This window comes from Sorangium sp. So ce296 (genome assembly GCF_051529605.1).
Taxonomy (GTDB): Bacteria; Myxococcota_A; Polyangia; order Polyangiales; family Polyangiaceae; genus Sorangium; species Sorangium cellulosum_D.
In genome coordinates this window covers 7026047-7049017 of sequence record NZ_CP150325.1, presented here as the reverse complement: position 1 = coordinate 7049017, position 22971 = coordinate 7026047, and the positions used below count along the sequence as shown (strand labels likewise).

At 71.4% G+C, this 22971-nt stretch carries 12 protein-coding genes; 5 read left to right on the top strand and 7 right to left on the bottom strand.

Features of this window, described 5'->3' with window-relative positions; genetic code table 11:
* Position 1: 1 nt before the first annotated feature.
* Positions 2-3427, bottom strand: a complete 3426-nt coding sequence (locus WME98_RS26190) for a DUF2126 domain-containing protein (protein ID WP_437953781.1) — start codon at positions 3425-3427, stop codon at positions 2-4.
* A 381-nt stretch (positions 3428-3808) separates the two neighbouring features.
* Between WME98_RS26190 and WME98_RS26185 the strand changes: the two genes are divergently transcribed.
* Together WME98_RS26185 and WME98_RS26180 are read left to right on the top strand one after the other, a co-directional pair.
* Positions 3809-5707, top strand: coding sequence for a protein kinase domain-containing protein (locus WME98_RS26185; RefSeq protein ID WP_437953780.1), 1899 nt, complete (start codon positions 3809-3811; stop codon positions 5705-5707).
* Positions 5708-5717: 10 nt separating this feature from the next.
* Positions 5718-6812, top strand: coding sequence for a hypothetical protein (locus tag WME98_RS26180; protein WP_437953779.1), 1095 nt, complete (start codon positions 5718-5720; stop codon positions 6810-6812).
* A gap of 166 nt (positions 6813-6978) precedes the next feature.
* Here WME98_RS26180 and WME98_RS26175 read toward each other — a convergent pair whose 3' ends face one another.
* The 3 genes from WME98_RS26175 to WME98_RS26165 form a co-directional block, all read right to left on the bottom strand.
* Positions 6979-8520, bottom strand: a complete 1542-nt coding sequence (locus WME98_RS26175; RefSeq protein ID WP_437953778.1) for a spermidine synthase — start codon at positions 8518-8520, stop codon at positions 6979-6981.
* On the bottom strand, positions 8517-9179 hold the full coding sequence (locus tag WME98_RS26170) for a fused MFS/spermidine synthase (protein WP_437953777.1): 663 nt from the start codon (positions 9177-9179) through the stop codon (positions 8517-8519). The genes WME98_RS26175 and WME98_RS26170 overlap by 4 nt, the downstream gene beginning before the upstream one ends.
* A gap of 196 nt (positions 9180-9375) precedes the next feature.
* Positions 9376-10551, bottom strand: a complete 1176-nt coding sequence (locus tag WME98_RS26165; protein ID WP_437953776.1) for a hypothetical protein — start codon at positions 10549-10551, stop codon at positions 9376-9378.
* 642 nt (positions 10552-11193) lie between these two features.
* Between WME98_RS26165 and WME98_RS26160 the strand changes: the two genes are divergently transcribed.
* Complete coding sequence (locus tag WME98_RS26160) at positions 11194-12306, top strand: M23 family metallopeptidase (protein ID WP_437953775.1); 1113 nt, start codon at positions 11194-11196, stop codon at positions 12304-12306.
* 148 nt (positions 12307-12454) lie between these two features.
* Positions 12455-13144, top strand: a complete 690-nt coding sequence (locus tag WME98_RS26155; RefSeq protein WP_061622987.1) for an MgtC/SapB family protein — start codon at positions 12455-12457, stop codon at positions 13142-13144.
* A gap of 194 nt (positions 13145-13338) precedes the next feature.
* On the opposite strand, the gene WME98_RS26150 is transcribed toward WME98_RS26155, so the two are convergent.
* Both WME98_RS26150 and WME98_RS26145 read right to left on the bottom strand, forming a co-directional pair.
* Positions 13339-18210, bottom strand: a complete 4872-nt coding sequence (locus WME98_RS26150) for an AAA family ATPase (protein ID WP_437954026.1) — start codon at positions 18208-18210, stop codon at positions 13339-13341.
* A gap of 578 nt (positions 18211-18788) precedes the next feature.
* Positions 18789-19613, bottom strand: a complete 825-nt coding sequence (locus WME98_RS26145; protein ID WP_437953774.1) for a 2-oxo acid dehydrogenase subunit E2 — start codon at positions 19611-19613, stop codon at positions 18789-18791.
* A gap of 601 nt (positions 19614-20214) precedes the next feature.
* Between WME98_RS26145 and WME98_RS26140 the strand changes: the two genes are divergently transcribed.
* On the top strand, positions 20215-21774 hold the full coding sequence (locus WME98_RS26140; RefSeq protein WP_437953773.1) for an ATP-binding protein: 1560 nt from the start codon (positions 20215-20217) through the stop codon (positions 21772-21774).
* A gap of 50 nt (positions 21775-21824) precedes the next feature.
* Here the strand turns inward: WME98_RS26140 and WME98_RS26135 are convergent, their stop codons facing one another.
* Positions 21825-22937, bottom strand: coding sequence for a hypothetical protein (locus WME98_RS26135; protein WP_437953772.1), 1113 nt, complete (start codon positions 22935-22937; stop codon positions 21825-21827).
* Between the last annotated feature and the right edge of the window lie 34 nt (positions 22938-22971).

The window sequence follows — 22971 nt, the reverse complement described above, 5'->3', positions numbered from 1 at the left end:
ATCACCCCTCGTCCTCCGGCTTCGGCGGCTTCGGCGGCGGCCGGTCCATCGGGTAGCGCCGCAGATCCAGCGTGTACGGCGCGTCGCCGTGGGGGGCCGCCGGCTTCCCCGTCACCGGCCAGGGCGTCTGTCCCTCGATCGTGAACCGCTGCGCCCGCCGCGCCGCCGCCTCGAACCGCGTGAGCGGCGGCGCGTGGAAGGCGCGGCCCTCCGGGTGCCACACGTGATAGGCGCACGCGCCGATCGAGCGCTTGCCCCACGTGTCCACGATGTCGAGGTGGATCGGGTGGTGGATGCCGAGGTGCGCGTGCAGGCTGTGCGGCGGCGCCCAGGCGCGGAACCGCACGCCGCCCACGTACTCCGCCGCCGTCCCCGTCGGCCGGAGCGGCAGCACGTGGCCGTTCACGAGCACCCTGTGGCGCTCCGGCGTGAGCCCCTTCACCCGCACCTCGATGCGCTCCATCGACGAGTCCACGTAGCGCGACGTGCCCGACGTGGTCAGCTCCTCGCCGAGCACGTGCCACGGCTCGATCGCGTTGCGCACCTCCAGCATCACGTCGCCGGCGTGCAGCGTGCCCACCACCGGGCAGCGCAGCTCGATGAACGGGCGGTACGCGTCCGCGGGCAGGGCGAGCCCGCGCTGCTTCAGGTGATCGAGCACGTCCTCGAAGTCGCGCCACAGGTAGTACGGCAGGAGGAAGCGGTCGTGCAGCGCCTGGCCCCAGCGCACGAGCTGGCCGGTGTACGGCTCCTCGGCGAACGAGGCGAGGAGCGTCCGGACGAGCAGCGTCTGCGCGACCGCCATCCGGAAGTGCGGCGGCATCTCGAAGGCGCGCAGCTCGATGAGCCCCTGCCGGCCGTGCGCCGTCTGCGGATCGAACAGCTTGTCGATGCTCACCTCGGCGCGGTGCGTGTTGCCCGTCATGTCCACGAGCAGGTGGCGGAACAGGAGATCCGAGAGCCACGGCGGCTCGTCCTCGCGGCGCTCGAACGCGCGCGCGAGCGCGATCTCCAGCTCGTAGAGGTTCTCGTGGCGCGCCTCGTCCACGCGCGGCGCCTGCGACGTCGGGCCGACGAACAGGCCCGCGAACATGTACGAGAGCGACGGGTGGTGCTGGTTGAAGGTGAGCAGGCTGGCCAGGAGATCCGGCCGGCGCAGGAAGGGGCTCGAGAGCGGCGTCGGGCCGCCGAACGTGAGGTGGTGGCCGCCCCCGCTCCCCGCCATGCGCCCGTCGATCAGGTACTTCTCGCAGTGCAGCCCGCTGTGCAGCGACGCGTCGAACACCGTCTCCAGGAGCGAGGCGTACTTGCGCACCCCGTCGGTCGGCGGGAGGTTCACCTCGAGCACGCCCGGGTCCGGCGTCACCGAGAAGCGGAGCACGTCGGCGCCGGGCGGCGGCGGGTAGCCCTCGAGCAGCACGTCGACGCCCGTCTCCTGCCGGGTCGCGTCGATCGCGGCGATGAGCTCGAAGAAGTCGGCCGGCGAGAGGAGCGGCGGCAAGAAGACGTGGACGGCGCGGTCGCGCGTCTCGACGCAGAGCGCCGTGCGCACCCCGTAGCCCGATCGCCCGGCGGCCGGCGCGGCGCGCTGGGCGTGCGCGGCGCGCTCGCCGTCGTGGGCGAGGCGCTGCGCCGCGCGCGCGCGCGCCGTCTCGGCGTGCTCCGGGCCGCCGTCGCCCTCCACGAGCTCGACGCGGCGCTGCTGCTCCGCCGCCTCGTCGGCCTCGGGATCGCCGCGCCGCGGGTCGGGCGGCGACACGAGCTCCTCGATCGGCGGCGGCGGGGCCACCGCGACGAGCGAGCGGAGCGGCAGGCGCAGGCCGATGGCGCTGTCGCCCTGGAGCAGGAAGAGGTGCCCGCGCCGGAAGCTCCAGCGCTCGCTGATCCACGCGCCCGACTGGCGCGCGAGGGGCAGGACGAAGCCGGCCTCGCTGCCGAGCCCCCGGTCGAGCACGCGCGCGAGGCGCCGCCGCTCCTCCGGGTCGTCGAGGTTCGCCTGGAGCGGGTCGACGTCGACGGGCAGGCTCGCCTCGTCCTGGAGGTGGCGCCAGGGGTCCTCGTAGGCCGGCAGCAGGAACTCGGAGAGGCCTAGCCGCGCCGCGAGCGCCTCGGCGAACCTCCGCGAGAGCGCGGCGTTCCTCGCGCGCGGCGAGCGGCCCGTCGAGGTCGCGGGGTCCGCGTGGCGCGCCCCGGACATCTCGGTCCAGAGGCGGACGCCGTCGCGCCGGTCGATGATCTCGAGGGCCCAGCGCGGCAGGCTCTCGCCGGGGTAGTGCTTGCCGGCGCGGAGCAGCACGACGCCGCCCGGCGCCATCCGGCGGCGGAGCTCGTGCGCGAGCCGGAGCCCTTGCGACCACTTGGTCGGCCCGAGCGCGCCCTCGCGCCACTCCGGCGCGTCCGGGTACTCGCGCGAGTTGAACGTCGGCTCGCCGCCCATGGTCAGGGTGAGGCCCGCGGCGGCGAGCCGCTCGTCCGCGCGGTCGGCCACGGCCAGGAGCTCCTGCCACACGGGCTCCTCGTAGGGCGTCGTCGGCCGCGGCTCGTGGCCGAGCCGGCCGACCTTCATCTCGAAGAACACGTCGGTCGCGCGCGTGTCGCTCGTGCCCTCGACCGGCGCCGCGAGCGCGGGCGAGGCCGTGCAGGCGAGCGGGATGTGGCCCTCGCCGCAGAGCAGGCCGCTCGTCGCGTCGAGGCCGATCCAGCCGGCGCCGTGCAGGAAGACCTCGGCCCACGCGTGCAGGTCGACGACGTCGCGGCTGACGCCGCGCGGCTGGTCGGGGATCATCCCCTCGTCGGTCAGCTGCACGAGGTAGCCGCTCACGAAGCGCGCGGCGAGGCCGCGCGACCTCAGGGCGGCGATGAGCAGCACGGCCGAGTCGCGGCAGCTGCCGCGGCCGTGCGCGAGCGTCTCCTCCGGCGTCCAGATGCCGGGCTCCTCGCGGATGACGTACTTGATGCGCCGGTTCACGGCGGCGTTCAGCGCGACGATGAGCGACACGGTGTCGCCCTTCGAGGGCAGCTCGGCGAGGAACGCGTCGAGCTGCGGCCCGCGGGCGATCGACGGATCGGCGCTGTCGAGGAAAGGGGCGAGGTCCTGCTCGAGCTCGGCCGGATACGCGAACGGGACCTGCTTGATGCGCTCGTCGAGGTAGAAGTCGAACGGGTTGACGGGGCGGACGTCGACAGCGAGCTCGACGAGGATGTCGAAGTGCGGGACGCGCTCGCCCGCGGGCAGGAGCACCCGGGCGACGTGGTTGCCGTACGGGTCCTGCTGCCAGTGGGCCGCGATGGGCGGGTCGATCTTGAGGCTGTACGACTCGATCTTCGCCTTCGCGTGCGTCGCGGGCCGCAGCCGGATGAGGTGCGGGCCGAGCGAGGCGGGGCGGGGGTACGTATAACGGGTCCGGTGCTGGATGAGCAGGCGCACGGTGTTTGTCTCCGGGGGTGGTCCTATCCAACCAGAAGTGCCCCCGTTCCGTCTCGCCCTCCGCGACGCGCTCCGGACGTACGACGCCTTCGTTTCCAGGAGGATTCGGCCCGAAGACGGCGGTGTAGCGGCGCGAGGCACTGCGGTGTGGCGGGCGCGGCGGTGCCTCCGCGCGGCCGTGCCGCGCGCGCGACGAGCGCGGCGCGACGAGCGACGGCGAGCGACGGCGAGCGAGCAACGGCGCATTCGTGCTGCGGCGCGGGCGCGAGGCGGCCCGCGTTGCTGCATCTTTCGCGTTGTTCTGCCTGCCGTGCGGCGCGGCGCCCCGCGCGGGCGCCGCGCGCTTGCCGTCCGAGGGCGAAGCGGTGATCATCGCGCGCTGTGTCGGGTTCCGAGACGAAACAGCCCTCGCTGGCCCCTGTCGAGCTGGGCACCGTGCTCGCCGGCAAGTACCGCGTGGAGCGGATCATCGGCCAGGGCGGCATGGGGGTGGTCGTCGAGGCGCGGCACATCGTGCTCGACGAGCACGTCGCGCTGAAGTTCCTGCTGCCCGCGTTCACCGAGCACCCGGAGGGGTCGGCCCGCTTCCTGCGCGAGGCGAAGGCGGGCATGAGGATCAAGAGCGAGCATGTCGCCCGGGTTTCGGACGTCGGCACGCTCGAGAACGGCGCCCCGTACATGGTCATGGAGCTCCTGACCGGGAGCGATCTCGCGCGCCTGCTCCGGGATCAGGGCGTGCTCGGCCTGGAGGACGCGGTCGACTACATCGTCCAGGGCAGCGAGGCGATCGCCGAGGCCCACGGGCTCGGCATCGTGCACCGCGATCTCAAGCCGGCGAACCTGTTCCTGACGGCGCGCGCCGACGGCTCGCCGCTCGTCAAGGTGCTCGACTTCGGCATCTCGAAGATGACGACCGCCGTCGACGTCCTGACGGGCACGGACGCGGCGCTGGGCTCGGCGCTGTACATGTCCCCTGAGCAGATGCGGCAGACGCGCTCGGTGGACCACCGCACCGACATCTACGCGCTCGGCGTCTCGCTCTACGAGCTGCTCGCCGGCCGGCAGCCGTACTACGCGGAGACGCTGCCGCAGCTCTGCTCGGAGGTGCTGACGGGCACCCCGACGCCGCTCCGGGACCTGCGCCCCGACGTGCCCGCCCCGCTCGCGACCGTGCTCGAGAAGGCCTACGCCCGCGATCGCGAGCAGCGGTACGCGTCGGTCGCCGAGCTCGTCGTGGCGCTCGCCCCGTTCGCGCCCGCGCGCACGTACCCGACGCTCGTCCGGGTCGCGCGCATGGGCGGCCTGTCGCTGCACGCCGCGGCCGCCGGCGGGCACCGGGCGTCGCAGCCCTCGTTCTCCTCCGTGGACCCGCGGGCCTCGGCGCCGGCGCTGCGCGAGCCGTCGTGGCCGGGGCTCCCCTCGCCCGGGGCCGACGCCGCGCCGTCGCCGCGGAACGGCACGCTGCCCGGCGCGGGGTCGCCGCTCTCCCGGCCGCCGCCGGTCGCCCAGGCGACGACGCCCTTCCCGCACCCGCAGTCGCCGTTCTCCCGGCCGCCGTCGCCGGTCGCCCAGGCGACGACGCCCTTCCCGCACCCGCCTTCGCCGTTCTCCCGGGGGTCGTCGCCGGGCGTGCCGCCGGGCGACGGTGGGCCGAGCCCGGCGCCCCCCGGCGACGGCGGCAGGCCGAGCCCGGTGCCGCCGGACGGCTTCTCGCCGCATCAGCAGATCGTCCCCGGCCCGTACAGCGCGCCGATGAGCTCGCGCGCCGCGGCGACCTTCGCCTCGTCGACCCACCTGGGGATCTCCTCGGACGGGCGCCGGCTCCCCGGCTTGCCCGCGTCCCCTGCCGTGGTCATCGCGATCGCGCTGCTCTCGGCGACGCTCGTGCTCGGGGCGCTCGCCGTCGGCGTGTTCATGCTCCGCGGGCGCGACGCGGACGACGCGGGCGGCGCGGCGGCGAGCGCGACGGCGGCCGCGAGCGCGACGGCGGCCGCGAGCGCGACGGCCGCGCCGGCGCCGGCCCCGGAGCCGCCTGCGCCCGGCGCCGGGGCGGCGACGCCGGAGGAGCCGACGATCCTGCCGACCGGAGTGGCGACCGCCGCCGCCGCGGCGAGCGCCTCGGCGTCGGCGAGCGCTTCCGCGTCGGCGCCTGCATCGGCGCCGACGAGGGCTGCGCCCCCGCGGGCGCCTGCGGGGCGCGGCGGGTCGGCCGCCCGCACCTCGCCAGCGCCATCGACCCAGCGTCCTCCCCGAGGCATCGACCTCAACGACCCGCACTGAGCCCACCGCCATGATCCTCTCGAGATTGCCTGCGCCCCGCGCGATCCGTCGCGCTCGACTCGCCGTCGCCACCGTCGTCCTCGCCTCGGCCGCGCTGCTCGCGCCCGCGGGCGCTCTGGCGCAGGGGATGAGCAGCGACCCGACGCTCGCCCAGACGCTGTTCGAAGAAGGGCGCCGCCTGATGGAGGCGAAGGCGTACGCGGAGGCGTGCCCCAAGCTGGCGGAGAGCCAGCGGCTGCGGCCTGGCACGGGCACGCTGCTCAACCTGGCGCTGTGCAACGAGGCGCTCGGCAAGACGGCGACCGCGTGGGGGCAGTTCAAGGAGGCGCTCTTCGCCTCGAAGAAGGAGGGCAACGCCGCGCGCGAGGCGTTCGCGCAGGAGCACATCGGCGCGCTGGAGCCGAGGCTCTCGAAGATCGTGCTCAAGGCGGAGGGCACGCCGGGCCTCCTGGTGCGCGTCGACGGCCACGACATCCCCGCGGCCGCGCTGGGCACGCCGATCCCGATCGATCCGGGGGCGCACGAGGTCGAGGCGACCGCGAGCGGCTACTCGGTGTGGTCGACGATTGTGCAGGTCGGCGAGAGCGCGGATCTGAAGACGATCGCGGTCCCGAAGCTCCAGCCCGCGCCGCCCGCGCAGACGGCCGCGGCGCAGCCGGGGCCGGCGGCGGGCGGCGCCGGGATCGCCGCCGGTAGCAGCGCCGGCGCGGGCGGCGGCGAAGGGCTGCGCACCGCGGGCTTCGTGATCGGGGGCGCGGGCGCGGCGGTGCTCGGCGTGGGTGCGGTGTTCGGGATCCTCGCCGCGGGGCAGGCCAGCGACGCGGAGAAGGACCCGGCGCTGTGTCCGGGCAAGCAGTGCACTCCCCTGGGCCGCAAGGAGATCGACGCGGCGGAGACCAAGGCGCTCGTGTCGACGATCGGCATCGGCGTGGGCGTCGCCGCGATCGGCGCGGGGGCGATCCTGGTGCTGACGTCGGGCCGGTCGGGCGCCGAGGGCGCGAGCGCCGCCGGCGCGAGGCCGGGCGCGCCGGGGCGGGTGCACGCGCGCGTGGTGCCGCTCCTCGGCCCGGAGGGCGGCGGGGTCGGCGTGGTGGGGGCGTTCTAGCGTCTAGAGCCGTTTTCGCCCGTCTCTGGTACATGCGTTACAGAGCGGCGGTCACCCGCACAGGAGACGGGTCCAGCCCGGCGTTTTCGGCGCGGAAGCGCACTCCGGTGCGCTGAGCACCGAAAACGTCGAGATGGGCCCGTATCCGAAGCGGGTGACTGCCGCTCTAAGGGTACGTGTCGAACGCCCACCATTCGGTCGCCATGTTGTCGTCGGTGATGATCGGGTCGTCCTGCGTCCGCTGCAGGATCGACTCCCGGCCTTCCCAGGTGGGCCCGCCGCGCCAGTCCTGTTCTTTCAGCAGATCGAGCTGCGCGGCGCTGCTGCCGGCGGGCAGCACGGGACGGCCGTCGATACGCCAGGCGTCGAGCTTCGTCTCGAAGCGCGCATGGTCGATGGTGATCGGACCGTCGCTCGCGATCAGCATGTTCTGGTAGCGGAGGGCGTGCGGGAATACGGTCGCCCCGGTCTTCTGAGCCGCGGTGGACATGGTGGTGTTGTAGTAGAGCGCGCCGCCCGGCTTCAGGCGCCGGCGGGACAGCTCCATCATCTCTCGGGAGAGCAACATCGAGGCATACGAGCGCCAGTACACGATCGTGTTCTCGACGATGACGTCGAAGCGCCGCGAGGTCCTCCCCAGGTAGCGCCGGCCGTCGTCGATGAGCAGCTCCACCTTGGGGTTCTCCAGCGCGCTCGCGACGACAGGCGCGCGCCGCGCCGCCTCGACGAACCCGGGGTTGATCTCGACAACGGTGAGGTGCTCGACGTCGGGGTCGTTCGCCAGCACCTGGAGCCAGGAGCCGGATCCGAGGCCGATCATGAGGATGTCGCGCGGCTCGGGGTGGAACGCGGACACCAGGTAGGCCCGCAGCACCCGGTTCTCGTCCTTCTCCGGCAGCGGGCTGACGTTGGCGATGCCCTCGTAGGATCCGCCGCCGTACACGGTGCCCGACCGGGAGACCGTGACGACGCCTTCGCGACGCTCGATGACGTGGGCGAAGCGACCGTGTTCGCGGTGCTCCTCCCCGTAAAGGAGCTTCTCGTAGAGGTCGCCGTAGAGCGCTTTCGCCGACCCCACGAAGGACCCGATGGCGGCCGCCAGGAGCGCGCCGCTGAGCACGCGCGAGCGCGCCGTCCTCGACGCGGACAGCATGAGCATCACGCCGAGCGCGGCGCCCGCGATCGCGAGGGCCACGTTGAGCTCGCGCAAGGGCAAGACATCCAGCAGCACGAGGCCGGTGACCAGGCTGCCCAGCGTCGAGCCCGCGATGTTGCCGACGTAGACGTAGGACAGCCGCGCGCCGGCCAGCTCGTCCGCGGGGATCGCGAAGTGGCACAGGAGCGGAAACCCCGCGCCGAGGCAGGTGCTCGCGAGCGCGAAGACAGGCAGCGTCGAGGCCGGATCCACACCGCGGCCGACGAGGTGCGCGACGGCGGGGGCTACGAGGAAGGCCGCGAGCGCCCCGGCGACGATCACCCCGCCCACGCGGTAGAGCTGCCCGGAGCGCTCCGCCGCGGCGCTCCGGCAGTAGCGGCCGGCGAGGAGCGATCCGCCGGCCAGACCGGCGAGGTAGGCCGCGAGCAGAGAGCCGAAGGCCTCCGGCGCGCCTTCGGTCGCAAAGCTGTAGACCCGGACCCAGAGGACCTCGTGCGAGAGCGAGAGATAACCGCCGAGCGTGGCGACGAGGACGGCGACGAGGAGCCTCATGGCTCGCCGCGACGCCGCCGGCGCAGGGCCATCACGAGCACACCGAGGAGGACGTTGAGCGTCGCGGCGACCTCCGTGGTGGCCCGGAGGCCCAGCCCGCCCAGCAGGAAGCGCGCCGCCAGGAACGCGCCGAACGCCGCGCCCAGCGTGTTGGCGAAGTAGAGGTTACCCAGCGAGCGACCGACGTTATGCGATCGCGACGTGGCGTGCCCGACCAGGAGGGGAAGTGTGGCCCCCATCAGCATGACCGGGGGCACCACGAGCAGGAAGGCCACCCCACCGGCGGCGACATGGCCAATGCCGTGCGTGACGCCTGCAATCAGGGCGAAGAGGCGGAGGCTGAGCGCGCCGTAGAGGCCGATCCCGAGCTCGGCGATCGCGAACAGCGTCACCGCCGCTCGCGGGTGCCGGCGCGAGAGCGCCCCACCCGCGAGGCTCCCGAGCCCGAGACCCAGCATGAACGCGGTGACGACGACCGTGATCGACAGGATGTCTACACCGTAGATCGCGTAGAGGGCGCGCTGCCAGACGACCTGATACACCAGCGCTGCCGAGCCCGAGAGGAAGAACACCGGGAAGAGCCAGGGCTCCGTGGCTTGCGCCTTCTGCTGCTCGGCGTCCGGCGCGGCGAGCTTGGTCGCGAGGGTCTGCGAGGGCATGCTTGCGGCCCTTGGGGGGCCTGGCCATGATGGCCTCACGGAGCGGCCTGGCAAGCCCGCCTTCATGTTTAATTTTGAGCACTGCCGACCAAACCGCGTCGTTTTCTTGCTGTGCGCGGCCACCCAACGATCACGGCCGAGCTCGGCGTAACGAAATCGCTCGGCGCCGTTCGACACCGAGCTCGGTCGATCGCGCTCAGAAAGCCCCCTCATCGGGATCGACATCGGGAGCATAGCAGTCCGAGGTGCCGAAGCTGCTCGTCTTGCACACCTCGCCCGGGAAGCACCAGTAATAGCTCACGCCGGTCGTCGTGCCGCAGTACCGGACCCCGTGTGCCCCGTCCTCGACGACGCACGCTTGCTCACCGAGCTCGGAGCAGTCGGTGACGACAGGGTCCGGCTGGAACCAGCACCTCGGTCGGGCCCCGGGGCCGGTCTGGCACGCGAACGGGCGCGCTGCTTCTTGGCTCGCAGCGCTATACTCGCCGTACGGCGGCACGAACCCCGGGATCTCCGTCCCCGTGGCCTTCACGTTGCACACGGCTCCCGCCACCAGCGTGTCGAGGCGGCACTGGGACTCAGGATGGCCCTCCTTGGTCACCGCGACCTCGGTCGTGTCCGGCGTGTCGAATCGCGGGTAGACGAGCTCCCTGGGGGCCTGCAGCACGGCCTGCTCCTCGTACAGCCGCCCCGTCTGCAGGCTGGCGCGCAGGATCCGGCCGCAGAGCTGCTGGCTCGCCAGGTCGCTGTAGGCCGTCGTGCAGCGCTCGCGCGCGGAAGGGTCGAGCTCGGCGAACGCCGCGGCGTTGACCTCGGTTTCATTCGCCCACAGCCGCGGCAAGCAATCCTTTGTGGCGAAGTAGTCGGCCTGTCCCTCGGCGGCGACCGACGTGCCCAGCGCGCCGGTGCTGTCCCCGCGGCCGGAGGTCTTGAACGGGAACCCGCCGATGAAGTGCCCCATCTCGTGGCACATCGTGAGCGCGAACACCTCCGTCGTCATGCTCGGGGCCGTGAGCCATCCCTTGCTCACCTCGATGGTCCAGTCCTCCCCGCGTTTGAGCAGCACATGGGCGCTGACCGCATCGCTGTCCCAGTCGATCCTCCACGAAATTTTGTGGGTACCCGCCGGATTCGCGGCCGCGGCGTGGTCCTGGTAGAGCGCGACCACGCGATCGAGGATCGCCTCCGCCTCCTCGCGCGTCGGCGGGTGCGCCCCCGAGGGCGGCGCGCCCGCGCCATCGGCAGGAGCATCGACCGTGCCTCCGAGGATGGCGGCGGAATCGCCGTCCGTCCCATGGGCGGAGACGCCGTCCACCTCTCCCGTGCACGCCGAAAGGAGAGCTGAAGAAGCAAGAATGACGTAAATTTTCACGTTAGACTCCGTCGAATTGGATCAGGAGGATGGTCAACGTCCGTTCGAGGGGCGTCGCCCGACGTCGCCGAGAGATGGCTCACCGGCCGGATCTCTGCGCCTCACCGGGCTTCATGCCGTCACGGGGAGCGATCCTTCAGATTTTGTTCGTCACGGACTGGCCCCGTCCGCTCGCTCTGCCACGTGGTCATGGTGGCGGATTTTTTTCCGATGCGCCGACGCGCCGGGCTCGCGGCGCATCGAGGTGCAGAGGGCGAGTCGCTCGTCGCGACGTTATCCGCTTGCCAGCCCAGCAGACACGACAATCCTGAAGACCTGAGAGCAGCGCTGACATCGCATTTCGACTGCATCAGCAAGAAGGACTTCACGGGAACAAAATCCCTAACAACCCCTAGCTTCGTCATCTACGAGGACGGGAAGGTGACAAACAACGACGGCCCGATCGGATCGCGTAAAAGGATGTTCTGTCGACCCAGGGCAGGCCCCAGCGCCAGCGATGCGGCCGCGAAGGGGGCCTTCCGCGCGGCCGGGCCGGGGTTGACGCGAGCGACGCTCGCGCATAGCGTGCGCGCCGTCCGCATGTCTCGTGCCCCTGTCACTGCCGCCAAGGCGCGTCGATGCCATAGCGCAAGGTGATCTCGGATGCCCGGTGGAAGCCCCAAGCGACCCGAGTCCACGTCTGACGGCTGGTCGCCCCGCACCGAAGCCTCGGTGTGGCTCGGGCTCGGGCTGCTCGGCGTCGTGGTCGTGTGGTTCACGGTGCGCGCCGTCGAGATCGACAGGTCGCTCGATGCCGCGAGCCGGAAGCTCGCGAGCGCCCGGCCGTTGGACGCGCCGCCGCCGCCTGCGCCGGCGCCCGACGCGGGCGCAGAACCGCATCTCGCGCTGGCCTGGACCGCCGGAGCCCCGGGCGAGCCGGCGGAGCCGCAGGCGAGCGTGCGGCGGGCAGCCGAGGAGCTGCTCGCGCGGCGCCTCCCTCACGGGCTCCGCCGCGGGGCGGTGGTCCGCGCCGTCGCCGACGTCGCCGGGGCGCCGGAGGAGCCTCGTGTTCTGGCGCTCGACGTGCGGGCGGCCGGGCAGCCGGAAGCCCGCTTCTACCGGTTCGACGGCGGCGCCACGGGGCGGCTCGTCGACGAAGACGGACGCGAGCCGGTGCCGAGCCCGTGGCAGGCGCCGCTCCCCACGCTGCGTCGGACGTCGCCGTTCAACCCCAAGCGGATGCACCCCATCCTGCACCGCGTGGTGCCGCACGAGGGCACGGACTACGGCGCGCCGTCGGGGACCCCGGTCTATGCCGCGCTCGAGGGCACCGTCTCCTGGGTGGGGCCGCACGGTGGTCATGGCAAGTGGGTCGCGATCCAGCACGACAACGGCGTCGAGACAGGCTACGCACACCTCTCGAGGTACGCGGCGGGCCTGAAGCGCGGGGACCACGTGGCGACCCATCAGCTCGTCGGCTACGTGGGGTCGACCGGGCGGTCGACGGGGCCGCACCTGCACTTCAGCGCGAGCCGCAACGGCGTCTACTTCGACGCGGAGACGCTGCTCGCGACGCGCCTGCGGGAGCTCCCCGCCGATCAGCGCGACGCGTTCCGCACCGAGAAGGGCGAGCTCGACCGCGAGCTCGACGGCATCGGGGATCCCCTCCCCGCCGCGCCGCGGCCCGGCGGCGAGGACGAGCCGGCGTCGCCGGCGAGCGATTCGGCGTCGCAGCCGCGCGCGGCCGCGTCGGGCGCCCGGCGCCAGCGGCGATGACGCCGGCCAGGCTGCCCGGCGGCCTCGTCTCCCCCTGCGCGTCGGCGAGCCCTACGTACGGGGACGCGTCGCCGCGGCGTCCGGCGAGGACGCGCGCGGGCGCAAGCGCGCCGCGAGCCTCGGCCGCCCACGGGAGGTGGAAGCACAGATGGACACCATGCACGTCGACCTGTTGATCCGGATCGCCGCGGGCGCGGCGCTCGGGGGCGTCATCGGGTACGAGCGCGATCGCCACGGCCGCCAGGTCGGGCTCCGGACGCACCTGCTCGTCGCGATGGCCGCGGCGACGTTCATGGTCATCTCGGTGAAGTTCGTCTACTTCCAGCATTACGGAAAGGACGATCTGGTCGTCGTCGACTCCTCGCGCATCGCCGCGTCGATCGTCGCCGGCATCGGCTTCCTCGCCGGCGGCTCCATCCTGCGCACCGGGACCACGGTCCAGGGCATCACGACCGCGGCGGGCCTGTGGCTCGTGACGGCGATCGGCATGTGCTCGGGCGCGGCGATGTACGTCGAGGCCGTCGTCGTCACGCTCCTCGGCGTGCTCGCGCTCACGGCGCTCCGCCGCTTCGAGGACAAGGACGACCGCAGCACCCGGCGCCGGATCGCCCTCGTCCTGGGCGAGGAGTCGGCCGGCGTGGCCGACATCATGAAGGTGCTCGAAGCGCTCGGGGCCGTCGTCTCGGACATGGATTACGAGCGCCGCCTCGACGACAAGCGGCGCGTCAACGTGACGCTCGACGCGAGGATCCCGAACGCGATCGGCGTGGAGACGCTGATTGACCAGCTCGCAAAGCAGCCCGGGGTCCGGCGCGTCCACGTCCAGGCGCCCACGTGATGGACGCCGATCTGCGCACGATCGGCGGGATCTCTGACGCACGGAACGCGTCGCCCCACGACGGCTTCGCCGCAGCGGACGGTAGTGGTCAAACGTGAACATAAAGGCGGGAAGGCGGGAAGAAAACATTCATGATCTTCCCGCCTTCCCGCCCTCATGTGGACTCTCCCTGGGCAAAGTTGACCACTACCCCCTCAGCTCCGCTGTGCCATGCACATCCGCAAGCCGTCGCGCAGCTTCGCGCGCGTCATCACGCGGCTCAGGTCGAGCCCGTGCGAGATCATGGTCCGGGCGACCTCGGGCTGAATGCCCGTGATGATGCTCCGCGAGCCCAGGAGCTGCACGGATCGGATGATGCGCACGAGGCGCTCGGCCGTGCCGGGATCGATCGCGCTCACCCCGGTGAGATCGAGGATCGTGGACCTCGACTGGGTGTGGACCACCCGTTCGAGCAGATCCTGCATGATCGTCGCGGCCCGGTCGTCGTCGAGCCCGCCCACCACCGGGATGGTGAGCACGCCGTCCCACACCTCGAGGATGGGCGTGGAGAGGGTGCGGATGAGCTCTTTTTGCCGAGCGATGAGCGCGAGCTTCTCCGAGAGCTCGATCTCGATCCGCTCGTGGGCGACCTCGAGCTCGGCGGTGCGCGTCCTGACCTTCTCCTCGAGGCTCGCATAGAGGAGCGCGTTCTCCATGGAGATGGCCACCTGGGCGGCGAGCAGCCGGGTCACCTCCAGCCGGTCCGGCGTGAACGCTCCGGCGGCCAGATCGTTCTCGAGGTAGATGACGCCCACGAGGCGCCCCTGCCGGAGGATGGGCGCCGCGAGGATCGAGCGGGCCTGGGTCCTCGCGATGTACGGGTCGCTCGCGAACAGATCGCTGCTGGCGGCGTCGCAGAGGACGACGCTCTCCGCGGTCCGCGTGACGTAGTGCACGACGCTCGCGGCGACATCCCCGCACGCCTCCAGCGGCACGGGCGACAGCACCTTGATCTCCCGCGCCTCGACGTGACCTTCCGCCTGGACCACGAGCCTGTCGTTGTCCCTGAGGATCACGAGCCCCTTCCTGGCGCCTGCGCTCTCGAGGATGCTCTGCATGAGCCTCTTGAGGAGCGAGGGGAACAGGATCTCGCCCGAGATCGCCTGCGAGGCCTTGATGACGGCGAGCGTGTCGAGCTTCGCCTTGCCGTGGTCCACCTCCGCGGCGTGCTCGAGGGAGGCGCTCTGGGCGGCCCCGCCGTGGTCGCCCGGGCCCGCCTGGCGCGGCGCCTCCCGCCCTAGCGCCTGCGGGAACTCCCGCTCGAGGCGCTCCGTCACGCGCGCGGCGCCCCAGCGCGCGTAGAGCCGGTGCGCCTCGGCGATGTAAGCGTGCGCGAGGAACTCCCTGCCCATGTCGCGGTAATGGAGCGCGCAGAGCTCGTTCGCGAGCGCCTCGTCGTGGAGGAGCCGCGCCTCCCTCGCGGCGGAGATCGCCTGATCGTAGAGGGCGCCCGCGCCCTCGCGCCGCTCGATCCGCGCGAGCTCGGCCCGCAAGATCAGGCTGCGGTGGCGGAAGATCTGCGGGTTGAGCCCTGCCCAGAGATCGAGCTTGCCCGCGAACGCCCTGAGCCGCTCGACGTACGCGCTCTCGAGCTCCGCGGCGGCGGCGATCGAGGCCCGCGAGGACGCCACGCCGCCATAGAAATAATAGCAAGGGCTCGCGTGCCAGGCCCCGAGCATCACGTCGGCGCCAGGGTCGGTCTCGCCCCAGACCGCGGCCACCCGCTCGTATTCGCCCTTGAAGACGCCGCCGATGACCGTGAAGATGTTGGCGAAGTAGAGGCTCGCGGTGTTGTTGATCCGCCTGGCCTCCGCGATGATGGCGTCGAGATCGACCCGGCGCGCGCGCGGCCTGTGGCCGTCCCCCTCGGCCGGCGTGCTGAGCTCTTCGCCGAGATCGGCGGCGGCGGCGACGATCCAGGTGATCGCGTTGAACCTGTCGAGCTTGCAGATGTGCTCGCTGTCCTTCGCCTCCTGGACGAGCTCGTGGAGGTTCTTCCCGAGGAGCAGGCTGCTCAGCTGCGAGTTGCACGCGTTGTAAAAGGCCCAGATGTACTGGCCCGTCTCGAGGCCGACGTGCATGCCCTTGCGCAGCGACGCCTTGTAGGTCGCGTAGCTCTCTTTCCAGTGCTGCACCCACGCGCCCCACATGTTGCACAGCATGGCCTCGGACTTCTTGTCCGGATTGAGCTCGTTGAGGCGGATGGCCGCCCTGCCGAACTCGTAGCCCCGCTCGACGTCGAGCCGGGCGCACAGGATCGTCCCGAAGTTGACGTACGCATAGATCGAGTTCCTCGAGAGCCCGTGCGTGAGCGAGTTCTGCAGCATCTTCATCACGGTGATGCCGAAGTTGTTCGTCCCCAGCTGGTAGGTGGGCGAGAACATCTCCTGCAGCAGGTCCTGCAGGGCGGCGATCTCGGGATCCGTCAGGGGGGGCAGATCGATGAGCGACGCGATGGGCCGATCTCCGATCATGGCCATGGTCCGCTCGATCTCGGCGGTGAGCATGCCGTCGTCCGGGTACGGCGGAAGGTCGATGTCGAACGCCCGCAGGGCGGCGAGCCCCTCGTCCAGCGCGGCGGGCAGATCGTTCTTCAGGATCTGCACGTTGATCTTCAGGCGCCGGACCTCGGTCTCGTGCACCCGCCCCCTCGCCTTGTCGAGGCAGCCCGAGAGCGTCGCGAGCGCGTCGTCGTGCCGCTCGCAGAGCGACTCCAGCACGCCCTTCTTCGTGTGGTAGGCGAACGTCAGCTCGTACTCGGAGGCCCACGCGTCCGCGGGCAGCAGGGAGATGCCGTGCTCCAGGTACTTCAGCGACGCGGAGAAGGCGCTCGACTCCTCGGCGCGCGCGGCCGCACGGAGGTTGAGCCTGGCCGCGGTGAGCCGCTCCTCCGGCGCCTGGATCAGATCGCCGGCGCTGTTCAGGTGATTGACGACATCGAACACGCTCTGCCCCTCGTCGGGGTCGAGCTTGCCGAGGAGCAGCCTCCCGATCCGGTGGTGGAACCCCGGCCGGTCCCGCGCGGGGATGAGGGAGTAGGCCGCCTCCTGGATCTTGTCGTGCGCGAAGCGGTAGCCCTCGCCGGCGCTCACGATCAGGCCATCGTCGATAGCCCTGGCGAGGCTACCGTAGGTGGCGTCGGGGGCTTCTGCGCTGACGGTGTTCAGGATCTCCAGATCGAAGCTGTTGCCGATCGCCGCGGCGAGCCGGAGCACCTCTTGCGTGTCCTCCGGGAGGCGCCGGATGGTCTGCGCCATCAGGCTCAGGACGTTGTCGGTGTGCTCGAGCTCCTTGATCGTCGAGAGGTCCCAGCGCCACCCCGCCGCGGGGTCGAGGACCAGGGCCCTGACCTCCACCAGGTGCCTGAGGAACTGCTTGACGAAAAACGGGTTTCCGCCGGTCTTCTTCAGCACCGCGCGCGCGAGCGCGTCCGTGCCGCCGGTCCGCAGGCTGTCGCTCAGGAGCTCGTTCAGGTGGGCGAGCCGGAGCGGCTCGAGGACGATGTCGACGACCCCGAGGCGCGCCGCCTGGAGCTCCTCGAGCGCGACGAGGAAGGGGTGGGTCGGGCTCACCTCGTTGTCGCGGTAGGCGCCGCAGAAGAAGAGCGACTCCATCCCCTCGTCGGCGAGAAGGGACTTGAGCAGGCTGAGGCTGGCCGAGTCGACCCACTGGAGGTCGTCGATGAAGACGGCGAGCGGGTGGGCTGGGCGGGCGAACACCGCGACGAACTTCTTGAAATAGAGGTTCAGGCGGTTCTGGGCCTCGACCGGGCCGAGCGCCGGCACGGCCGGCTGCGCGCCGATGAGGTGCCCGAGCGACGGCAGGACGTCGCAGATGACCTGCGCGTTGCTCCCGAGGGCGTCGAGGATGGCCCTCCGCCATCGCTGGACGCGCTCCTCGCTCTCGGACAGGAGCTGCTTGACGAGCGCGTCGAACGCATGGACGACGGCGCTGTAGGGCGTGTCGCGGTTGTACTGGTCGAACTTGCCGCTGACGTAATAGCCACGCTCGCGCGCCAGCGGCTTGAGGATCTCCTGGACGAGGGACGATTTGCCGATCCCCGAGTAGCCCGAGACCAGCACGATCGCGCGCCTGCCCCGGAGCACGTCGTCGAACGACTCGATGAGCCGCCGGATATCGCCTTCGCGGCCGTAGAGCTTCTGGTGGATCTGGAAGAGATCGGTCCTGTCGTGCTGGCCCGGGGTGAAATCGTCGATGGAGCCGCGCTCTTCCCAGAGCCGCCGGCACTCCTCCAGGTCGTCCCTCAGGCCTTCGGTGCTCTGGTAGCGATCCTCGGCGTTCTTGCCGAGCAGCTTCATGGTGATGGCCGAGAGCGCCGGGGGCACCTTCGGGCTCAGCTCCGAGGGCGGGGTCGGCCTCACGGCGATGTGGGCGTGGATCAGCTCGAGCGGGTCCGCGGCCTCGAACGGCCTTCGTCCGACGAGGATCTCGTAGAACACGACCCCGAGCGAGTACAGGTCGGCGCGGTAATCGACGCTGCGGTTCATGCGGCCTGTCTGCTCGGGTGAGGTGTACGGGAGCACCTCCGAGAGGACCTCGCGGCCGTAGATGGCCTCCCGCTCGCGCGTCACGATGGATTCGACGCCGAAGCCGGTGAGCTTGATCTGCTCGCCCTCCCCGAGCAGGATGTTCCGGGGCCTGATGTCGCCGTGGAGGAGGCCGCGCCGGTGGATGTCGGCCAGGGCTTCGGTCATCCCGATGGCGCCGCTCAGGAACCCGCCGACGTCGAGCTCGCCCCGATCCTTCAGGAGCTCGGACAGCGCGGCGCCCGGGAAATACTCGGTCACGAGCAAGAGCCCGTCCGCGTGCTCCTCGACGCCGTGGACCTTGACGATCCGCTCCGAGTCGATGCGCCGGATGGCGCTACAGGCATGCTTGAAGCGCGTGACATCGGCGATCCGCGAGAGATCGGCGTGGAGCATCCTCACCGCCACCTCCCTACCATCGCCCTCTCGGCGGGCTCGGTACGTGACCGAAGCCGCCGTCTCGCCCGTCTTCGCGGTGATTTGATATCCGTTGATTCGCGCCGTCCCTCGCTCAACCCCCGGGCGTCTCGTTGTCATGGTCGGTCGAAGGAGAGCGCCAAACGTTCGATGATGTCAAGGACGAATCTCCGCGTTCCTCTCAGAGGATCGACGTTGGATGACGATCCGCTCATCTTCTCGAAAATAGATGAGCAATCAACGGTTTATCCACGCACCAGAGCGTCTGTCTTCACTGTACGGCCTGCGCGTCACAGCGGATGGAGAGCCAGCAAGCTCATGAGCGGTCGCCGACGGCGTCGCTGGCGGGCCATCACCAACTTGGGTGAAAGGGAGGGCCGGCGGGATGGGGGCGGCTTCCATTCACGCTGGCCCGGCGGAGCGCGCTGCTCCAATGCAGCATCGTTCCCCCGACGCCCGCGATGAAGAGCACCTCTGGGCAGGATGAAAGAAATGGTTGCAGCAACGCCGCAGCAGTATCCGTTCCGCTCACCGTATCCCCCTCCGGTGCCCAGCCCCCCTCGACGAAGATGGTTTGTATCAGAAGCGCGTGGCGGTTGGAACGCCGTGCTCGCGATCTCCCGCCGCGTCGGTGCGATGGGCTACAGAGCGCGTCCAGCCGCTGGGCGGGGCGGCGCCTCGGGCTCGAACGCCGCAGGATCGGCCAGGTAGGCCCGGAAGTGACGGAGCACCTGGCTGAGATGCCATCCGTCCACGACCCGGTGGTCGATGGTCGCCGTGATCGGGATCATCGGTCGTACCTCGACGCGGCCTTCGATCGCGACCGGCTTGTCGGCGATCTCTCCGGCGAGGACCATGAGCGGCACCTTGAAGAACGACGCGAGCGGGGCGAACCCCGTGGGGATGCCGAACATTCCCACGCTGGTGACCATCGCGCTGCCAAAGGGGCTTCGCTCCAGGCCGAGCGCCGGGAGGTCGCGGTCGAGCGTCCCGGTCCACCACGACGAGAATCGGAGCACCTGGCGCAGGACCGGCCCGGGGAGCGCGTTCCCCGTCCGCTTCGTCCCGGCGAAGCCCGGATCGCGGCCCGCCTTGAGCCCACGCGCCCGCTCGGCGAGCTCGCGGGCGAGCTCGACAGCGCTCTTGCGATCGGCAGACGCGATCTTCACGCCGGAGAGATCCCTGTCGCCCTCGACCGTCGTGATGAAGAAGATGTCGATGGATCGGCGGGGCACCGCGCGACCCGCGGCGATGCGGGTGTTCAGATCGGGCACTTCGAAGAGCGCGTGCGCCACGGCGCGGCCGACGAGGTGGGTCGGCGTGACGTGGTGGCCCGCCGCCCGCGCCGCCTCGATGAACGTCGAGAGCGGGCCGGCGTCGCAGTCGAACGCGCCGAAGATCTGCGGGTTCTCCGGCGCGCGCCAGATGGCCGACGCCACCCTTCGCCACCCGGTGATCTTTGCCATCGGTCCGCGGACCTCCAGAAGCGTGAGAAGCGCGCACGAACAGCAGGGCCAGGCTTCCTGCCTGGCGCCCGAGACCGGTGTGTCTCCCCGGCAGCGCCGTCACTCCATGGTGACGCTGGATCGCTGCCGGAAGGCGCGATGCGCGGGCCGCAATCGCAAGTCGTGGTCAAATTTGAACATGAAGGCGGGAAGGCGGGAAGAAAATCTTGATGTTCTTCCCGCCTTCCCGCCTTCATGTGGACTCTCTCTGGGCAAAGTTGACCATGACCCAATCGCAATGACAAAGCGCTGATGCGAGGATCTCCTAGCTCTCTTGACCATGGCGGCTTTCGCTTTTCTCTCCTCTGGCGTGGTGGCTCCGCGGCGAGGTTGTCTCTCTCTGCTCTCCTCATCGGCGCTCTTGGCTCCTCGGCGGCTCCTCCCCCTCTCTTTTTCGTTTCTCCTCGTGGCGCCCAGAGGCGGCCCGTCTCCTCGCTGTCGCGTCCTCCTTGTCCGTGAGCGCGCTCGGCGCCGGCGCGAGCTCGTATGACGGCCACCGACGCGCCAATCAGGGGGTCCCCTCACGTGACATCCGCGGTGGCGCGCGCTCGCTTTTGTGGCGATGGATGACGCCGGTCCGCCCCTCGAGACCTCCCTCGCTGCCAGGCTGCGGAGCTGCAAGCGCGACGTGATCGAGCGCTGGACGCGCCGGGTGCTCGACGATCCGAGGGCGGCGGCGAAGCGGCACGGGGGTCCGTTGCTGGCGGACGAGGTCCCCAGGCTGTTCGATGATCTCATCGAGGCGCTCGCGGCGAGCCGGCGCGCCGAGCTCCGCGCCGGCGAGGACGGGGAGCCCGCGAGCGCCCACGACCGCATCGAGGACCAGGCGCGCCTCCACGCCGCGCAAGTCCGCTGCATCGCGGCGCCCCTGCGCGAGCTGTCGCACCTCCGGGCGGCGCTGATCGAGGTGTGCGCCGCACAGGGGATCTCCCTCGGCGTGCGGGAGGCGCAGGTCCTCCACGCGGTGGTGGACGCGAGCATGTGGACGAGCGCCCGCGAGATCGAGACGGCGACGCGCGCCGCGCTCGAGGACAGCGCCGCGCGCCTGCGGCTCGCCACGGAGGCCGGCGGCGTCGGGGTCTGGGATTACGACACCGTGACCGGCGCGCTGCGCTGGGACGACCGCTGCCGGCAGGTGTCCGGGGTGGGTCCGGAGCAGGACGTCGATTACGAGCTCTTCGTCTCGGCGATCCACCCGGACGATCGCGCGCGCGTGCAGGAGGCCGTGCTGCGCTCGCAGGACCCGGCGAGCGGCGGTGAGTACAACATCGAGTACCGCCTCGTGGGGCTCTGCGACGGGATCGAGCGCTGGGTCTGCGTGCAGGGGCGCGCGTGCTTCGACGCCGCGGGGCGGAGCGTCCGGATGATCGGCACGGTGATCGACATCTCGGATCGCAAGCGGGCGGAGGCCGCGCGGCGCGAGGAGCTCGCGTTTCGGGATCGGTTCCTGGGCGCGCTCGGCCATTACCTGCGCACGCCGCTCACGTCCGTCACGCTGGCCACGAGCGTGCTGATGCACCACGGCAACCTGACGCCGGGCCAGGCGAAGAGCGTCGAGCGGATCGCGGCGAGCGCGCGCCGCATGGGGCGGACGATCGAGGATCTGCTCGATCTGACGCGGAGCCGGTTCGGCGGCAGCATCCCGATCGCGCCGAGCCCGGGGGACCTCCATCTCATCTGCAAGGGGGCGATCGACGAGCTCGGGGCCATGCACGCGGGGGTGCCGATCCGGCTCGATCTGCACGGGAGCGGCGCCGGGCAGTGGGATCCCGAGCGGGTGGCGCAGATGGTGACGAACCTCGTGCAGAACGCGGTCGACTACGCCGCGCCCGGGAGCGCCGTCCGGGTGGCGATCCGGCCGCGCGGGGAGGACGTGCTGATCGAGGTGCACAACGACGGGCCGGCGATCGCGCCCGAGCTCCTGGCGACGCTGTTCGACCCGTTCCACCAGGCGATGGTCGGCGGCAAGGCGAGCATGGGGCGCGGGCTCGGGCTGGGGCTGTTCATCGCGCACCAGATCGCGAGGGCGCACGGCGGGGGGATCGAGGTCGAGAGCGAGGCGGAGCGCGGGACGACGTTCACCGCGCGGCTGGCGCGGGGAGCGGCGGTGGCGAGGTGTTGAGGTGAGGTGGGGGCGAGGTGGGAAGTGAGTGGGGGGTGAGTGGGGGCGCGTCAGGCGATGCAGCAGAACGTGGAGGGCGCGCTCGGTCGGAGCTCGCCGACGGGTTCCCCGCCGTGCGGCGCGCACGCGCCCGGCTCCACGGCGGCGATCACGGCCGACTTGCTGCCAAGGGCGACGCCAGGCGGCGTCACGACGCAGAACGGGACGCTCGAGCTGACGAGGCTCGACGCGAGCAGGTCCGTGCAGGCGGCGTCGCGGTACACGGAGGCCATGAGGGTGCACGAGGCGCCGGTCGGATCGCCGCAGCCGCAGGGCGTGCAGTCGCGGCCGTCGATCACGTCCGCGAAGAAGAGGTGCCTGACGGCGTACCCCTCCGGGCAGTCGGCGTCGTCTCCCTCGTGGAAGACGCAGGTCGTGAAGCCCGAGGGCGCCGAAGGCACGCACGTCGTCGCGTCGTCGCACGCGGTGTACGCGCCGGCAAGGCACGCCCTGGCCCGCGTCGCCCACGGATCGAGCTTGGGGATGGGCGGCGGGACGTCGAGGCGCGGCGTGCAGGCGCCGGTCGTGACGACCGACGGGGCGGCGATGGTGAGCGACTGCACGCAGGGCTCGCCGTTGCAGAGGTGATCGGCGGGGATCGCGTTCGCCGCGGTGCAGGCGCCGTCCCAGCCGTCGGGGGCGGCGAAGGAGGTCGTCACGGTGCCCGGCTCGTCGCCGGGGCACGAGGAGGAGGAGGCCGCCCAGCTGGTGGGGAGGGTGCAGGAGGCCTCGGGGGGATCGCACGCGCAGGTCGCGCACTCCAGGGGCGGCTGCTGGAGATCGGCGAAGCCCTCGTAGCCGAGCGTCGGCGCGTCGGCGGGGCAGTCGGGGACGGCCTCGGGCGGACCGAACCAGAGCAGCGCCGGGCCGAACCAGCCGAGCGGAGCGGGTGGGGCGCACTGGCCGGAGCACAGCGAGCTGTGCGTGTCGCCGCCGGCGCCGCCCTGACCGCCGGCGCCAGCGTCGCCACCGTCGCCGCCGGTGCTGGCCGTTCCGGCGTCGGGCACGTCGCAGTACCCTAGATCGATCTCTTCTTGGGTACAGGGGCCCGTGATGACGATGGGATCTTGTTCGCAGCCCGCGATGAGCAGCATTCCCGGAAGAACGAGGCGTGACATGCGCATGGCTGAGACCTTACTGAAACGCGAGTCTTCCGCA

Bases quoted from the DNA above. Each gene is read 5' to 3' on its own strand.
- WME98_RS26180 (WP_437953779.1), top strand. From the start codon at position 5,718: ATGATCCTCTCGAGATTGCCTGCGCCCCGCGCGATCCGTCGCGCTCGA.
- WME98_RS26175 (WP_437953778.1), bottom strand. From the start codon at position 8,520: ATGAGGCTCCTCGTCGCCGTCCTCGTCGCCACGCTCGGCGGTTATCTC.
- WME98_RS26170 (WP_437953777.1), bottom strand. From the start codon at position 9,179: ATGCCCTCGCAGACCCTCGCGACCAAGCTCGCCGCGCCGGACGCCGAG.
- WME98_RS26160 (WP_437953775.1), top strand. From the start codon at position 11,194: ATGCCCGGTGGAAGCCCCAAGCGACCCGAGTCCACGTCTGACGGCTGG.
- WME98_RS26155 (WP_061622987.1), top strand. From the start codon at position 12,455: ATGGACACCATGCACGTCGACCTGTTGATCCGGATCGCCGCGGGCGCG.
- WME98_RS26145 (WP_437953774.1), bottom strand. From the start codon at position 19,613: ATGGCAAAGATCACCGGGTGGCGAAGGGTGGCGTCGGCCATCTGGCGC.
- WME98_RS26140 (WP_437953773.1), top strand. From the start codon at position 20,215: ATGGATGACGCCGGTCCGCCCCTCGAGACCTCCCTCGCTGCCAGGCTG.
- WME98_RS26135 (WP_437953772.1), bottom strand. From the start codon at position 22,937: ATGCGCATGTCACGCCTCGTTCTTCCGGGAATGCTGCTCATCGCGGGC.